Annotated in this window: 19 protein-coding genes and 1 pseudogene; 2 read left to right on the forward strand and 18 right to left on the reverse strand. The window is 52.2% G+C overall.

The window, feature by feature from the left end; translation table 11 throughout:
• Positions 1–2: 2 nt before the first annotated feature.
• Together RHOLA_RS06770 and dcd are read right to left on the reverse strand one after the other, a co-directional pair.
• A complete protein-coding gene (locus RHOLA_RS06770) occupies positions 3–533 on the reverse strand; it encodes a copper chaperone PCu(A)C (RefSeq protein ID WP_051636368.1) in 531 nt (176 codons plus the stop codon).
• A gap of 20 nt (positions 534–553) precedes the next feature.
• Complete coding sequence (gene dcd / locus RHOLA_RS06775) at positions 554–1,150, reverse strand: dCTP deaminase (RefSeq protein WP_038503388.1); 597 nt, start codon at positions 1,148–1,150, stop codon at positions 554–556.
• Positions 1,151–1,190: 40 nt separating this feature from the next.
• Between dcd and RHOLA_RS06780 the strand changes: the two genes are divergently transcribed.
• A complete protein-coding gene (locus RHOLA_RS06780; protein WP_051636369.1) occupies positions 1,191–1,520 on the forward strand; it encodes a DUF2834 domain-containing protein in 330 nt (109 codons plus the stop codon).
• Here RHOLA_RS06780 and RHOLA_RS06785 read toward each other — a convergent pair.
• The 13 genes and pseudogenes from RHOLA_RS06785 to RHOLA_RS06840 form a co-directional block, all read right to left on the reverse strand.
• Positions 1,503–2,615: a cytochrome P450 gene (locus RHOLA_RS06785; RefSeq protein WP_038503391.1), complete on the reverse strand. Its 1,113-nt coding sequence runs from the start codon at positions 2,613–2,615 to the stop codon at positions 1,503–1,505. The genes RHOLA_RS06780 and RHOLA_RS06785 overlap by 18 nt on opposite strands.
• 9 nt (positions 2,616–2,624) lie before the next feature.
• Positions 2,625–3,989 (reverse strand): ATP-dependent DNA helicase, encoded by a 1,365-nt coding sequence (locus RHOLA_RS06790; protein WP_038503392.1) that lies wholly within the window; start codon positions 3,987–3,989, stop codon positions 2,625–2,627.
• Positions 3,989–5,977 (reverse strand): bifunctional copper resistance protein CopD/cytochrome c oxidase assembly protein, encoded by a 1,989-nt coding sequence (locus tag RHOLA_RS06795; RefSeq protein WP_051636370.1) that lies wholly within the window; start codon positions 5,975–5,977, stop codon positions 3,989–3,991. Before RHOLA_RS06795 ends, RHOLA_RS06790 begins: the two co-directional genes overlap by 1 nt.
• Positions 5,977–6,426: a methyltransferase family protein gene (locus tag RHOLA_RS06800; RefSeq protein ID WP_038503395.1), complete on the reverse strand. Its 450-nt coding sequence runs from the start codon at positions 6,424–6,426 to the stop codon at positions 5,977–5,979. The genes RHOLA_RS06795 and RHOLA_RS06800 overlap by 1 nt, the downstream gene beginning before the upstream one ends.
• 78 nt (positions 6,427–6,504) lie before the next feature.
• Entirely contained in the window at positions 6,505–6,783 is a 279-nt protein-coding gene (locus RHOLA_RS06805) for an HU family DNA-binding protein (protein ID WP_038503398.1), read from the reverse strand.
• Between the two features lie 251 nt (positions 6,784–7,034).
• Positions 7,035–7,103: pseudogene (locus RHOLA_RS07355) on the reverse strand (30S ribosomal protein S14); the annotation flags it as partial.
• 148 nt (positions 7,104–7,251) lie between these two features.
• Positions 7,252–7,557 carry a 30S ribosomal protein S14 gene (gene rpsN / locus RHOLA_RS06810; RefSeq protein WP_038503400.1) on the reverse strand — a complete coding sequence of 102 codons (306 nt, stop codon included), beginning with the start codon at positions 7,555–7,557 and terminating at the stop codon, positions 7,252–7,254.
• A 2-nt stretch (positions 7,558–7,559) separates the two neighbouring features.
• Positions 7,560–7,730: a 50S ribosomal protein L33 gene (rpmG, locus tag RHOLA_RS06815; protein WP_038503403.1), complete on the reverse strand. Its 171-nt coding sequence runs from the start codon at positions 7,728–7,730 to the stop codon at positions 7,560–7,562.
• A 13-nt stretch (positions 7,731–7,743) separates the two neighbouring features.
• Entirely contained in the window at positions 7,744–7,980 is a 237-nt protein-coding gene (rpmB, locus tag RHOLA_RS06820; RefSeq protein WP_038503406.1) for a 50S ribosomal protein L28, read from the reverse strand.
• A gap of 163 nt (positions 7,981–8,143) precedes the next feature.
• Positions 8,144–8,560, reverse strand: coding sequence for a Fur family transcriptional regulator (locus tag RHOLA_RS06825; RefSeq protein ID WP_051636371.1), 417 nt, complete (start codon positions 8,558–8,560; stop codon positions 8,144–8,146).
• Entirely contained in the window at positions 8,557–9,375 is an 819-nt protein-coding gene (locus RHOLA_RS06830; protein ID WP_038504245.1) for a metal ABC transporter permease, read from the reverse strand. Before RHOLA_RS06830 ends, RHOLA_RS06825 begins: the two co-directional genes overlap by 4 nt.
• Positions 9,375–10,172 (reverse strand): metal ABC transporter ATP-binding protein, encoded by a 798-nt coding sequence (locus RHOLA_RS06835; protein ID WP_038503409.1) that lies wholly within the window; start codon positions 10,170–10,172, stop codon positions 9,375–9,377. The genes RHOLA_RS06830 and RHOLA_RS06835 overlap by 1 nt, the downstream gene beginning before the upstream one ends.
• 9 nt (positions 10,173–10,181) lie before the next feature.
• Positions 10,182–11,057 carry a metal ABC transporter solute-binding protein, Zn/Mn family gene (locus RHOLA_RS06840; RefSeq protein WP_038503412.1) on the reverse strand — a complete coding sequence of 292 codons (876 nt, stop codon included), beginning with the start codon at positions 11,055–11,057 and terminating at the stop codon, positions 10,182–10,184.
• 98 nt (positions 11,058–11,155) lie between these two features.
• Between RHOLA_RS06840 and RHOLA_RS06845 the strand changes: the two genes are divergently transcribed.
• Positions 11,156–11,488 (forward strand): helix-turn-helix domain-containing protein, encoded by a 333-nt coding sequence (locus tag RHOLA_RS06845; protein ID WP_051636372.1) that lies wholly within the window; start codon positions 11,156–11,158, stop codon positions 11,486–11,488.
• Here the strand turns inward: RHOLA_RS06845 and RHOLA_RS06850 are convergent.
• The 3 genes from RHOLA_RS06850 to RHOLA_RS06860 are packed head-to-tail and all read right to left on the reverse strand — an operon-like array spanning position 11,485 to position 14,986.
• Positions 11,485–12,870 (reverse strand): dihydrolipoamide acetyltransferase family protein, encoded by a 1,386-nt coding sequence (locus RHOLA_RS06850; RefSeq protein ID WP_038503414.1) that lies wholly within the window; start codon positions 12,868–12,870, stop codon positions 11,485–11,487. The two genes, RHOLA_RS06845 and RHOLA_RS06850, sit on opposite strands and share 4 nt — an antisense overlap.
• A gap of 8 nt (positions 12,871–12,878) precedes the next feature.
• Positions 12,879–13,862: an alpha-ketoacid dehydrogenase subunit beta gene (locus RHOLA_RS06855; RefSeq protein ID WP_038503415.1), complete on the reverse strand. Its 984-nt coding sequence runs from the start codon at positions 13,860–13,862 to the stop codon at positions 12,879–12,881.
• On the reverse strand, positions 13,862–14,986 hold the full coding sequence (locus RHOLA_RS06860) for a thiamine pyrophosphate-dependent dehydrogenase E1 component subunit alpha (RefSeq protein WP_038503418.1): 1,125 nt from the start codon (positions 14,984–14,986) through the stop codon (positions 13,862–13,864). The genes RHOLA_RS06855 and RHOLA_RS06860 overlap by 1 nt, the downstream gene beginning before the upstream one ends.
• Positions 14,987–15,015 lie beyond the last annotated feature (29 nt).

A 15,015-nucleotide genomic window follows, 5' to 3' on the forward strand; every position in this document is an offset into this window, starting at 1 on the left:
TTTTACTTAGCTGTCATTGGCATTGGTGAATAATTTTCTTCACCAGCTGCCGATTCTTTAGCCAACATTTTTTCAAGTGTGATTGTGGTGGTCTCTTGATCTCCAAAGTCGCCACTGAAAGTAAGTTTCAGATCAACTTCAACACCGGGGGCAATCTTTTTGCTAAGGCCCATGAGCATCACGTGCAATCCACCCGGTTCCAGCGAAACAGTTTCACCTGGGGCAATCTCAATTCCGCCATCGCGCATGCGCATGTTGCCGTCAACCACCTCGTGCACCTCAACCATGCTGGCAAAGCTAGATTCGCCGCCAATTAGCCGAATCGGGGCATCAGTGTTGTTGGTGATGTCGGCAAATACACCGGTCATGCCGCCAACCTGATCTGAAAATTCAGAGGCCTTGACCCATTTGTTGGCCACACCGATAGCCGCAAGTTTTGACTGCTGTGCCGGTTCGGGATTAGATGCGCAAGCACCAAGGGTTAGGGCTAAAGCTGTGAGAACGGAAATTAAGAAAAATCTTCTAATTTGCATACTTCCAGTTTAAGCCAGAATTACTGCTCTAAAGGAGTGTTCCCAACATCAGTGCGGTGGAAGTTCATGAACGAGCGCGAGGCTGTTGGGCCACGCTGACCTTGGTATCGGTTTAGGTATTTCTCTGAACCGTATGGGGTCTCTGACGGCGATGACAACTGGAAGAAACACAGCTGGCCAATCTTCATGCCGGGCCACAATTTGATTGGCAGCGTGGCCATGTTCGAGAGCTCAAGGGTCACGTGACCGTTGAAGCCAGGGTCAACGAAACCCGCGGTTGAGTGGGTCACCAAGCCAAGGCGGCCCAGTGAGCTCTTGCCCTCAAGGCGTGCGGCGATGTTGTCTGGCAACTTCACAAATTCGTAGGTTGAGCCCAGCACGAATTCGCCCGGGTGCAGAATAAACGGCTCGTCAGGAGCGCACTCGACTAGGCGAGTCAGCTCTGACTGGTCTTCGGCTGGGTCAATGTAGGCGTATCGGTGGTTGTCAAAGAGTCTGAAGAAGCGGTCAATTCGCACGTCAAAAGATGACGGCTGAAGCAGATCCATGTCTAGCGGCTCTAGGCCAATCTGGCCGGCCTCGATGGATGCGCGGATATCGCGGTCTGACATAAGCATGGCTCAAGAATACCGCCAACTAAAGGAGCATGATTAGGGCATGGCTAATAAGCGAGCACGGTTCTTTTTCATTCTTTCGGCCGTTGGCCTGATCACCGCCTGGTACTACAACGGCATTGCCGTCATGAAAGCTCAGGATTACCTGGCGGCTTGGTTTGGCAGCGAGGTAGACCTAGTGCTCTCATTGGATCTAACCATTGTTGCCATTGCCGGTTCGGCCTTCATGATTTTTGAGGCGAAGCGTTTGGGCATGAAGAGAGTCTGGCTTTATCTATTGCTCTCTGGGGTCACCGCAATGGCAGCAACCTTTCCATTCTTTTTGGCGATGCGCGAACTAAAAATTGCTAAAAGGTCAGCGAGTAATTCTTAGCGCTTTGAATCGGTCAATGTACTTGTAGTCCGATTCTTCCAACCAGTAAATCTCTGGTTCGCCGGCAAACTTCCAACCCGGCCACTCATCTAGCAATTCATTCAACAGAGTTCTGGTTTCGTGCTCGGTGATTCCCATGCCCATGCAGGTGTGCGGACCAAAACCAAAAGCCATGTGCGGCTGCTTCTTGCGGTGCAAATCAATCTGCTCCGGATTTTCCCAAACTGTTTTGTCGTAGTTTGCCGACACAAAACTCAATAGCACATACTTGCTGGTGTCTCTTTGGTCATCAGGAATTTCTACGTACTCACGCGGCACGCGCTCCATCTTTGACAACGGAGTCAGGAAACGCAGCATCTCGTCAATCGCACCGTTGCGTGCATCCGGGGTGTGAGTAAGAAACTCGCGATCTTGTTCAGAATTAATCAGGTGCCAAATTAAACCGGTGATAAGTTTCACAACGGTGTCGCGACCGCCGGCAAGCATCACATTTGCTGCGCCTTGCATTTCTACTCTTGTAATTGGCACGCCATCAAATTCAAGTTTTGAAATGAATCCCCACAGGTCTTCTTTTGGATTTGCGTCGGCCTCGTCAAATACGCGATCAAGATAGGTCTGCAACTTCACTCCAGATCTTGAGGTGTGCGCATCAAAATTTCTTTCTCGGTGTGCAGCGCGCGCTTCTTCATCGGTGCCATGTGACTCGGCGGTCCAAACGTCTGGGCCCCAGCTCAACCACTCTTCGTAATCCTGTGGGCGGTTGTAAATAATGGTCAGGCAGCGAACCACATAGGGAAGCGCTAGTTCGTCGCCGACCTCAACAATTTCGCCCGCATCTAGTCGAGCGTTTATTTCTTTTATTAGTTGCTTGGCAATCGCCGTGAACTCTGGAACGTGTGCCTCAATTGTCTTTGGCAGAAACAGGGGCTGAATAGCGCGGCGAATAAGTTGGTGTCTTGGCGGGTCAACCTCCAGCGGCAGCTGGCGATAGTTTCGAACATCGCGATCGCCCTGCAAATCACTTGAGTAAGTTTCATAGTCGCGCGCGGCGGCGCGAACCTCGTGATAGCCAGTGATCTCTTTACGAGCGGTCATGGCTTCAGCCTAAAACAGCTTTTCGATTGGTGCTTGGCGGTGGGCGCCCATGAACCGGAGCACATCGGGGTCAACCATCACGTCACTCATGCGAATCGCGCGGGTTAGGTAGAGGCCCTCAAGTGAACGCACCCTTGATAGCGCAACGTAGGTCTGCCCCGGGCTGAAGGCGCCGCGGCCCATGTCGATGACCACCTCGTCGTAGGTCTGCCCCTGCGACTTGTGAATCGTGACGGCCCAGGCCAGGCGCAGCGGAATCTGCTGAAACTCGGCCAGTGGCACGGCAATCAGCACCTCGCGGGTTTTGCCGGTGGCTTCGTCGAACTCTTCTTCAATTTCGTAGCGCACCTTCTCCCAGGTGGAGCGGCCAACGTCAAAAATTTCGCCGTCAACTTCAACCTTGACCCCACCGGACTTTGGCATTTCAACCACGTGACCGATAGTGCCGTTCACCCAACGCCTAACCGACGAACCGTCGCTGGCCTTCTTGCCGGCATCGTCGTTCTTGATGAACATCACTTGAGCGCCAACCTTGAGCTCAAGCACTGGTTCGGCAGGCAGGTTGCGACCAAAGGCCTGCTGGTCTGCGGCACTAAATATTGCGTCAAACTTTTTGGATTCGGTTTTCAACTTCTCCATGCGGGTACGGTTGACCGCGTTCACCGATTCATTGATGGTAGCCAAGCGAATCACTTCTTCGTTTTGTGGAAAGCGATTACCGCACTGATTTAGATAGTCCAGCATCTCTTGGGTGCATGAGCCATCGCGAATGGCGTTAAGAATTTCTTTGAAGTGCTCGTCGTGCTGTCTAAAAATTTCGTTGAGCTCATAGCGCTCCAAGGTATCCTCACGCCAAACGTGCGCATCAAAGAACCACGAGCTCTGATAGTTCTCTGCCATGTAGGCGCGCTCTTCGTTGTTGCCGGGGACCGGTGCAAGTTGATATGGGTCTCCAAACATCACTACCTGTGCACCACCGAATGGAATCTTGCGCTTTCCTCGAGCGATTCCCATGGCACGTGAGATTGCGTCCATCATGTCGGCGTTCACCATTGAGATTTCATCAATCACCAACACGTCTAGTGTCTTTAGCACTTCGCGAGTGCGGCGATGCATGTGCCGACCAAGGTCTTCATTGGCTAGCAAGCCAAAAGGAAAACCAAACAGCGAGTGAATGGTCTGACCACCAACATTTAGCGCGGCAACTCCGGTTGGAGCACAAACCGCAACCCGCTTCTTGGTGTTCTCAATGAAGTAGGTAAGTAGCGTTGACTTGCCAGTGCCGGCTCGTCCGGTCACAAAAATATTGTTCTCAGAGTTTTCGATGTAATCAAAAAGATTCTGTTGCTCGCGAGAGAGTTCCACGATGTCCACTACTTTTTGCCTCGCTCATCACGTGCGGCAAGCTTGGCAAGCATTTGGTTGTAGTCCTCAACATCACGATTTCCGCTTCGGTCACTTTGACGGTCCAAGCGCTTTGCGTCGCGGGCATCGGATTTAAACCACTGCACAGAGACAATGATTGTGAGCATGGCGGTTGGAATTTCACCAATGCCCCAGGCAATCGCACCGCCGGTGTGCTGATCGTCTATCGGTGCTTCACCCCAGGTTCGGCCCATGGCGCCGTACCAATCGGCAAGCAGCAGGCCGCTGCCGCTCATCAGGCTCAAACCAAAGAACGCGTGGAAGGCCATGGTGGCAATCAGCAGTAGCAATCGCGCCGCGTAAGGCAAACGAACCGGACCGGGATCAATACCGATAAGCGCCTGCGCGAACAGGTATCCGGTAATTAGAAAGTGCGCGACCATCCACATGTGGCCGATGTGTTCACTGGTGGCCCACGCAAAAAGCGGTGTGTAGTAAAAGGTCACCAGTGAGCTGGCAAAAAGCACCGCGGCAACTATGGGGTTAGCCACGAATTTTGCGTACTTGGTGTGCACCGCCCAAAGCACCCACTCGCGAACTCCGCGCGAATCATCGTGACGCTTTTCAACCGCGCGCATCAACAGCGTGACCGGGGCGCCGGGAACCAGCAGCACCGGAATTCCCATGGCCAGAATCATGTGGCCAATCATGTGGATGCTAAATAGGTATTCCTGATAGGCGTTCAATGCACCGGATGTCACGTAAAACAGCGCCAGCATTCCAACAATCCAAGACACTGTTCTTGCCACCGGCCAGCTGTCCCCGCGCTTTGCTAGTTTGCGAACACCCAGTAGGTATGCGGCTATGGCACCAAAACTTACGATCGCCCAAACCAAATCAAAGCGCCACTCGGTGAGAAAACGAATTGGCGTTAGCTCTGGGGGCAATGGTTCGCCGGTCAACAGTTGCGCCGGTGTGATGTCATCGATCCATTCGGCGGCACCTGGGGTTGGTGTTTTGCCGAGTGCGGTGGCCAGACCCATGGCGGTTCCCATAATCACGAACTCAACCAGCACCAGGCCAAAGAAGTTTTTGATAGCCGGCGCACTGTCGGCGATTTTTGAAATCAGGCGGGTGCGATACAAAGCACCAAGCACACCAAGCAGCACCAGCGCCGCAACCTTCAGCAGCACCAGTAGGCCGTAGCTGCTGAAGATGTCTTCGAAAGTTTTTATGCGAATAAGCGCCGACGATACGCCAGAGACGCTCACCAAGCCAAAGGCCAGCAGCGCCAGTGAGCTGTAGCGCTTGGTTAGGGTGCTTGATTCTTGCGATGAGTTGCCGCGCAAGGTAAACAGCGCAACCAATCCGCCAACCCAAATCACCACGGCCACCAAGTGCACACCAATTGCATTCACTGCCAGCGAGTGGTTTGCTGTTCCAGCTGCGTGACCAATCAAGGCCAACGGCACCAGCGACGCCAAGCCCAGTGCGGCAAGCAACGCGGTGGCGGTCAGTGATCTAAAAGCAATAGCCAACACCGATACCAACACCGCGGCCGCTGCGTTTTGCGCAAGAGCTGTACCAAGTTCGATTGAGGTTGCGAACATCCAAAGGCTTTCGCCGAAGGTGGCATCGGTGCTTATTGAACTACCAGAAATCACCAAGTAGGTGAGCAGAAAATTTAGTGCGCCGGCTAGCGCCCAAAGCACTGAAGCGCCCGCGGCAAGATCAAGTGCCTTGCCAAGCAGGGGCGAGTTCTGCGGCAGCGCGAAGGCAGCAAAGATCAAAGTTCCAACTGCAACCGCCATTGAAAAATTCAGCACCACTTTTGCAATTGGTTGCATCAGCCGCACAAATTCACCGGCGTCAGCCAGTGCTGTGGCGGCTGCTCCCCCGCCAATTAGCAAGCCCGCAATCAGTGCAATAACTGCAGCACCGATACCTAACCCAAACGCAGCAGATGCGCGCTTAGTTGCAGTTAGGGATTGGGTCATTACTTAAGCCTAGGCACAAACCTTCCGGTTCGTTTCATGTAATCGGTGTAGGTGGAATATTTGGCAGCTAAAAGTTTTTCTTCAAAGCGAGCCTTGTAAATCAAAAGCGCAAGCAGCAGGAACCAGAAGAAGAATTTGACCACTGCCATTGATTGCACGCAACTACCCAAGGTGGCCAGCAATAGCCCGGTATAGATGGGGTGACGAACATATTTATACAGCCCGGTTTCAATCAACCTGCCACTCTCGCGCGGTACCGGGTTAGCAGTTAGTGAGCCGCCGAGTTGTTTGATGCTGAAAAACAAAATAATGATGCCGGGTGCAATAAAGAGCACTCCACCGACATAAATCCAGGGAACGTTGACCTCATCGCTTGCCATCAACAGGATCGCTGCAATGAGAGCGAATTGCAGGACAACCAGTACGTTGCCTTTGGTTTTATCGTTCATTAGTTCAGGCTACTTCGTGAGGACATAAGAAAAGGCGCCCACTTTCGTGGACGCCTTCTCGAATTCTTTTACTAAAACTTACTTAACTGCAGCCTTTAGCTTTGAACCAGCTGAAACCTTAACGGTGTTAGCAGCCTTGATCTGGATTGTTTCACCAGTCTGTGGGTTACGGCCCTGACGTGCAGCACGGTGACCCTTCTCAACTGACAACCAACCTGGGATGGTTACTTTTCCACCCTTGACGATGGTCTTTGAGATTACATCAAAGAAAGAGTCAACAACGCGGTTGACCGCTGCCTGAGACTCGCCGGTGTCTGCAGCGATTGCTGCTACTAGTTCGCTCTTGTTTAGAGACATTTGGTCCTCCTGGACATTTAGACGTGTGACGTACTGTCAGGAATCACGCTATCGCCTAGGAAAAACTTGTCATTCACCCCGCTCGGCGTGTTGCCAAGCGGATTTTTCGGATTTCCCTTGATTTGAAGCGGATTTTAGCCCGATATCCCCCGGTTAAAGCAAAATGACCGCCCATCCGGACGATCATTTTGTCTAAAACTTGTAATTCGTGGGGGCTCAAAACCCTTGGATTTACGCGGTTTTTGCGTGAATTACCAAGAAGACTTGGTGATACCTGGCAACTCACCCTTGTGAGCCATGTCGCGGAAGCGAACACGAGAGGCCCGAGCGCGGGCGAAGCTGTGCTGAGACGCGCTGGCCGAAGCCGCCACTGGTGAAGATGGGCCTGAGCCGAGTAACTTAAAAAATTTACAGAAAGCAAGAACCCCGGTCCAAAGACCGGGGTTCTTGCATTTAAACCTGTTGGGATTACCAGCTTGACTTGGTGATACCTGGCAACTCACCCTTGTGAGCCATGTCGCGGAAGCGAACACGTGACACACCGAACTTAGCCAAAACACCACGTGGGCGGCCGTCGATTGCATCGCGGTTGCGAACGCGAACTGGAGATGCGTTGCGTGGAAGCTTCTGTAGGCCTAGACGTGCCTCTTCGCGCTGGGCGTCAGTTGAGTTTGGGTCAACTAGGGCCTTCTTTAGCGCTAGGCGCTTTTCTGCGTAACGCTCAACGATGACTTTGCGCTGCTCGTTCTTAGCGATCTTGCTCTTCTTAGCCATTCTTAGCGCTCCTCGCGGAATTCAACGTGCTGACGTACAACTGGGTCGTACTTCTTCAGAACGATACGGTCTGGGTCGTTGCGACGGTTCTTCTTGGTCACGTAGGTGTAACCAGTTCCAGCTGTCGAACGAAGCTTGATGATTGGACGGATGTCCTTGTCTTTCTTAGCCATTTAGCGGCGCTCCTTAGATCTTCTCGCCACGGGCAAGGATCGCGGCCACAACAGCCTCGATACCACGTGCGTCAATAACCTTGATGCCGCGCGCGCTTAGCTGCAATGTGACATTGCGCTTTAGTGAAGGCACGAAGTAGGTCTTCTTCTGGATGTTTGGGTTGAAGCGACGCTTGGTCTTGTTCTGAGCGTGCGAGACGTTGTGGCCGAACTGCGGCTTAGTCTCAGTCACCTGGCAATACGCTGCCATTTCTTCTCCTTGATAGGGCAAGCCAGAACATGCTGCAAATGCAGTAAATAGGCTTGTGTGTTAAATCTCGGTCGCCTTATAGGCAACTGCTCAAGTTTAGGCGGTTTGGCGGGGGTTAAGCAAGTCCAAGTTTGAAAAAATCAAGCACCCCGAAGGGGTGTTTTCAACGGCAGTTTGCACAAACCCCAAAAATGTCGATGTTGTGGCTGGGCTGGCTGAATCCGTGCTCGCTGGCCACCTGATCGGCCCATTTTTCAAGGTTTTGGGCCTCAATCTCAAGGGTTAGGCCGCATTTTCGGCAAATCAGGTGGTGGTGATGGCTGGTGGTGCAGGCTCGGTAGAGCACCTCGGCATCTTTGGACTGCAGGCTGTCGGCCTCGCCGGCCTTGGCCAAATCGGCCAGGGTGCGATAGACCGTGGCCAGACCAATGGTTGAGCCGTGAGCTTTCAGGGTCTGGTGCAGCTGCTGCGCCGAGACGAAACCGGTGGCCTCACCCAGGGCGTGCTTCACGGCTTGCTTCTGAGGGGTATTGCGCTTCGCCGGGGCTTGCGATGCCGATTTTTTTGATTCCGGGCTCATTTCTTAACCCGCTCAACGATTCGGCAGATCACATAAATCAAGAACGAGATGGTGGTGACGTAGGGGCTGATTGGCAGACCGGCACCCAGTGCCAAAAGAATTCCACCGATAACCGAGGTCGCCGCAAACGCAACCGAAAGCAACGGAGTCAAGATTGGCGAAGAGCTGACTCTAAGTGCGGCCGCGGCTGGTGTGACTAGCAAGCTCAAAACCAAGAGCGCACCAACCACCTGAACGCTGGCGGCCACGGCTAAACCAAGCAGCAACATAAACACGATTGAGAGTGCTCTGGTTGGCACACCGCGGGCGGCGGCAACCTCTGGATCAAGACTTGCAAAAGTTAGCGGTCGCCAAACTAGCAACAGTGAAACTAAAACAATGGAACAAATCAAAACCAACCAGAGCAATTGCGGATCATCAACCGCAACGATTTGCCCAGTGAGCAAACCAAATTTATTTGCTGCGCGGCCTTCGTAAAGTGCCAGCGCAAGAATTCCCAAACCCAAACCGGCCGGCATCAAAACCGCGACGATTGAATTTCTGTCTTTTGCTTTGGATCCCAAATAGCCAATGATTGCCGCCGCAATGAGTGAACCAATTATTGATCCACCAACCACGTTGTAACCAAGAAGCAGTGCAAATGCGGCACCGGCAAAACTAAGTTCAGAAATTCCGTGCACTGCAAATGACATGTCGCGAGTCATCACAAAAACACCAATGAGTCCGCCAACTAAACCAAGTAGCAAACCGGCGATGAGCGAGTTTTGCACCAGCGGGATTAATTCGGCGTAATCAGAGAAGTCAAAGAGCTTCATTAGCTCCACTCCTCATCATCGTGGTGCCGATGATCTTGGGTGCCAACCACCAAGATTCTTCCTTGATTGCGGACCACATCAACTGCGGTTCCATAGAGTTCAGAAAGAACTTCGCTGCGCAAAACTTCATCGGGGGTTCCGATTTTAAATTTTCCGTTTGCCAAGTAGAGAACCCGATCCACCATGGACAGAATTGGATTCACATCGTGAGTCACAAAGATTACCGCGCTGTTGTGTTCGCGACGCTCTCGATCAAGCAGGTCGGCAATTACTTTTTGCTGGGCCAGATCAAGCGCACTCAGTGGCTCGTCGGCAAGAATCAAATCCGGCTCGTCAATCACCGCCTGGCCAACTCGCAAGCGTTGCAGCTCACCGCCAGAGAGCTCACCGGCCCGCTTGCCCGCTAAATCAAAGGCATCCACGCAACCAAGAATGTGCTCGATTTTTTTGTTCGCTGCGCGAGAGGTGATCGGCAAACCAAATCGGTGACCGTCTAGGCCCAGTCGCAGCATGTCAATTGCGCGCATTGGAGTCGCCGCATCAATTGAACGATGCTGCGGAATGTAGCCGATGCGCCTTGATCCGCGAGCAACGGGTTTACCTAAAAATTCAATTGACCCCGATGACAGTTTCTCTTGCCCAAGAATTGCCTTCAGCAATGTTGTTTTTCCGGATCCGTTTGAACCAATCACCGCAATAAATTCGTGCGGTTGAATTTCTAGATTTAGGTTGCTCCAAAGTGTGCGATCGCCGAACGCGAGCGACGCGTTCTTGATAGACAGCACTGGCTTTGACATCAGCTGTTTCTAGTTAGCTGGGTCCAGTGAAATTAGGTTTTGACCCATCCACTCCACGTAGCCAATTCCCTTGGGTAGCACTTCACTAAGCTTCACGACGCGAACTCCCGCTTTGCTAGCGGCGTCAATGATTTGCTGGACCTGTGCGTTTTCTGTTTGCGCGTTGATGACAAGGTATTTGATGCTGCCGCCATTGATTAGATCCAGTGATTGCTTCATCACGGCTGGGGCAACATCGGTTTCGTTTTCAATTGCCTCTGAGAATTTTTCTGGAGTCTTGTTTACAAAACCAAGATCAGCAAGCAACCAGTCAGCCAGTGGCTCGGTGCCAAAGTAAGTTAGGTCTTGGGTGCGAGTGCGAACCTCACCGTAAACCGCGGCGACCCCGGTGAGCCCCTCAACATAGGTGTCGGCATTCTTGGAATATGTAGATGCGTTTTCAGGGTCAAGTTCGGCAAGTGCGTCAGACAGTGCGTAGGCAACTTCACCAACGGCAGAAATGCTGTACCAGAGGTGTTCGTTTTCTTGCCAGGCAACAGCGGTCACCGCAGAGGCCACTCTAAAAATTCTCTTGTTGCCCGCAGCCTCAACCATCTTTTCGATGAAGTCGTCGTAGCCACCGCCATTTGCGATGACAAGGTTGGATTTTTCAACCGCTAGTTGATCGCGAGCGGTTGCCTCGTAAGAGTGCGGGTCTTTGTTGGCGTCGTCGATGATGCTGGTCACCTCAACGAAATCTCCGCCCACGGATTTCGCAACGTCACCCCAAACGTTGGTCGAGGCAACTATTTTTACCTTGCCGTCGATTGGTTGTTCGGCCGGGGCACAGCCCGCAAGAGCTAGAACAGCGGCTAGGGCAAGGGATACGAATTTCAGGGTTTTCATAACCCCAAGGCTAAACCTTATTGAGAATGCTTGTCAATAAGGGAATTGTCGGTGGGAAACGAATAAATTATGTTAGAACTGACATAGAAGGGAATCAAATGGCTGAAAAACTAGGCTTCGAGGAAATTGGCGTTCGAATTCGAGCTAAGTCAACTCCAGAACAAGTGCGTGCATCACAGGAGTTTATAGACGAGGCACTTAGAGTCATTGACCTTGCCCTGGCGGTGCGCGACGCAAGAATTGCGGCCAATTTGACCCAATCCCAACTCGCTGAAATTACCGGAATCACACAGGCTGAAATAAGTCGAATCGAGGGAGCTAAATACGCACCACGAGTTGGCACACTCTTTAAATTGGCAGCAGCCTTGAACACCAGTTTCTTGATCGGCAACACCGCGGCACCAATTAGAGTGCCTGCTTTAGCCGGCTAGTCCAGCAGCAGGGCAGGTTCCTCAATTACAGAGGCAACATCCTGCACAAAACGAGAGGCCACGTCACCGTCAACCACGCGGTGGTCAAAAGTGGCACCAATCGTGGTGACCTGGCGAATCTGAATCTCGTTGTTCACAACCCAAGGCTTCGGACGAATCGAGCCAAGCGCCACAATGCCCACTTCACCCGGGTTCAAAATCGGTGTTCCAGTGTCCACGCCAAAAACACCGATGTTGGTGATGGTGATGGTTCCGTCTTTCATGTCCGCGGGTGTGGTCTTGCCTTCGCGCGCGGTGGCGGCAAGTTGTTCGATTGCCTGAGCAAGCTCAAGCATTGACATCTTGTCTGCGTTCTTAATGTTCGGCACGATCAATCCGCGCGGAGTTGCCGCCGCGATTCCAAAGTTCACAAAGTTGTGCACGATGATTTCTTCGTCAGTCCAGGTTGAGTTCACCATTGGGTTGCGACGCACAGCCCAAATCATTGCCTTGGCCATGATCAAAAGTGGAGTTACTTTCACACCAGCAAAATCGGTTGACGCTTTCAAGCGCTTCACGTATTCCATTGTGCGAGTTGCATCAACGTCAACAAAGATGCTCACGTGTGGTGCGGTGAATGCAGACGAAACCATTGCGTTGGCAATCGCCTTGCGCACGCCCTTAACCGGAATGCGTTCTTCGCGAGAACTTGGTGCCTCTGGTGTTGACAAGTTTCTAAACACCGATGCCTGTGTCGCACCAGTCACAACATCTTCGCGAAGAATTTCTCCGCCAATTCCAGAGCCAGAAATATTTGCAAGATTTACACCAAGGTCTTTGGCAAGTTTGCGAATTGGTGGTTTGGCAATAACTTTTTCAGCGGCGGCCAATGCAACGGTGTTGTGCAATTCGGTTGCCGGGTTTGCCGGCGGCAAATGTGCCGCGGCAACAGCAACCGCAGGTGCGGTGGCTGCTACCGGTCCGCGACGACGACGTGAACCGCTGTGCGAACCTTCCATCACTCCGTAACCAACTAGGTTTGGAGTTTTCTTTGGCTCGTCAGAAACAGTTGAGGCAACATCTGCAGCTGCGGCCTCTGCTTCGTTTTCTTCAATAATCTTGATTGCGCTGGTGGAAGTGCTCACTGCACCAACTGCTCCGGCAACCTTAACCGCGATGATTGGCTTGCCAACCTCAACGGTGTCACCTTCTTTTGCCAGCAGTTCCGAAACAACTCCGGCAAATGGAACCGGAAGTTCAACAAGTGATTTTGCGGTTTCAATTTCAACAATGATTTGGTTCACGGTCACTGTGTCGCCGACTGCGATCTTCCAAGTGACAATTTCTGCCTCGGTTAGACCTTCGCCAACGTCTGGCAAATTAAAGTATGCGATCTGTGACATGAGGTCTCCTAGTAAGCCAAGCTTCGGTCAACCGCTTCAAGAATGCGGTCGGCGTCTGGCAAGAATTTTTCTTCAAGCTTTGCCGCAGGGTAAGGAACATCAAAACCACCAACGCGTATCACCGGCGCCTCAAGGTGATAGAAAGCAAGCTCGGCAACTCGCGCCGCAATTTCTGAAGACACCGATACGTTGGTGTTGGCTTCAGCAACCACCACAAGGTGACCGGTCTTCTTTACCGATTCGATGATGGTGTTGAAGTCAATCGGTGACATTGAACGGATGTCGATTACCTCAATGCTGGTGCCCTCTTCGGCCGCGATTGCTGCCGCCTCCAGTGAGGTCGTAACCATTGGGCCGTAGGTGGCAATGGTTAGCTGTGATCCCTCGCGCACAACCTTGGCGGTGTGCATGCCGGCCGGTGGGGTGTCTAGATTTACCGGACCTTTTTGCCAATAGCGGCGCTTTGGTTCAAAGAAAAGCACTGGATCTTTTGAAGCAACCGCCTGCTGAATCATCCAGTAGGCATCGTTAGGTGTTGACGGTGAAATCACGCGCAAGCCTGGTGTGTGTGCAAAGTATGCCTCTGGTGATTCCGAGTGGTGCTCAACCGCACCAATACCGCCACCGTAAGGAACGCGAATGACAACCGGCATGCTTAGGAAACCCTCAGAGCGGTTTTGAATTTTTGCCAACTGAGTTGTGATCTGGTTGAACGCCGGAAAAATAAAACCTTCAAACTGAATTTCAGCGACCGATGAATAACCGCGCATCGCAAGCCCAATTGCAGTTCCAACAATTCCTGCCTCGGCGATTGGTGAATTAAAAATTCGGGTTGGGCCAAACTCGTCAAGGATTCCCTCGGTCACGCGGAACACGCCACCAAGTTGGGCAACGTCTTGACCAAAGACCAAAACTTTTTCATTGTCATGCATAGCGCGGCGAAGACCGGCGTTAATCGCTTTAGCAATTGACATCTCAACGGTGTTGCTCATTACGCACCACCATTTTCAAACGATGCTTCGTATCCCTCAAGCCAGGCAAGCTGCTCTTCAACCAGTGGGTGTGCCTCAGAGTAAACATGCTTAAACATGTTTTCTATCGGTGGGTTTTGCAAAGCAAAAGTTTCGCTGCGCACGTAAGCAGAAAGTTCTTCACCCGCGGCATCGCACTCATCAAAGAAGTCCTGACCGATTCCCTGGCGACGCAAGAATTTTTCTAGACGAGCAAGTGGATCGCGCGCCTTCCAATATTCTTCTTCCTCTTTGCTGCGGTACTTGGTTGGGTCATCCGATGAAGTGTGTGCACCCATTCGATAGGTGAGTGCTTCAATCAGGTGCGGTCCGGCACCCTCACGTGCGTCATCCATGTGCTTCTTCGTAACTGCGTAAGAAGCAAGCACGTCGTTACCGTCAATACGAATTCCCGGAACACCAAAACCCGCACCGCGTTGGAAAAGTGGAACAGTGGTTTGCGTAGCAACCGGAGAAGAAATTGCGTACTGATTATTTTGAATGAAGTAAACCAGTGGAGCTTTGTTGGTGGCGGCAAAAAGGAATGACTCCGATGCCTCGCCCTCGGCAGTTGCACCGTCACCGATGTAAGTAATTACCGCCAGATCATTTTCAAGGTCTCCGTTGCCAACCTTGCCGTCAAACTTAACGCCCATCGCGTAACCAACCGCGTGCAGCGTCTGAGTTGCCAGCACAATCGCGTAAAGGTGAAAGCGAGTTTCATCGGGGTTCCAACCACCGTGGTTAACACCGCGAAGCATTTTCAGAATGCTCATCAGGTCAATACCGTGGGTGATGGCTACGCCGTGTTCGCGGTAGCTCGGAAAAATGTGATCGTTGTGGCCAACGGCATAGCCGGAACCAATTTGCGCGGCCTCCTGGCCGATGGCCGGAATCCAAAGACCCAGCTGACCCTGGCGCTGCAGAGCGGTGGCTTCGTAATCAAAGCGGCGCATGCGGGCCATGTCGCGATAGAACTTGAGGAAGTCTTCTTCTTTTAGAGCCTCGATGTACTTGCCGTATTCGGCATATTGGGTTGGCACGCCATAATCACCCTCAGGAGAGAGTAATTGCACCATCGGCACGCGCACATCGTGGGAAGTCATCTAAACCAGATTAGTTGCTTTAAATGGCA

Origin of the sequence: Rhodoluna lacicola, assembly GCF_000699505.1 — a bacterium.
Lineage (GTDB): Bacteria > Actinomycetota > Actinomycetes > Actinomycetales > Microbacteriaceae > Rhodoluna > Rhodoluna lacicola.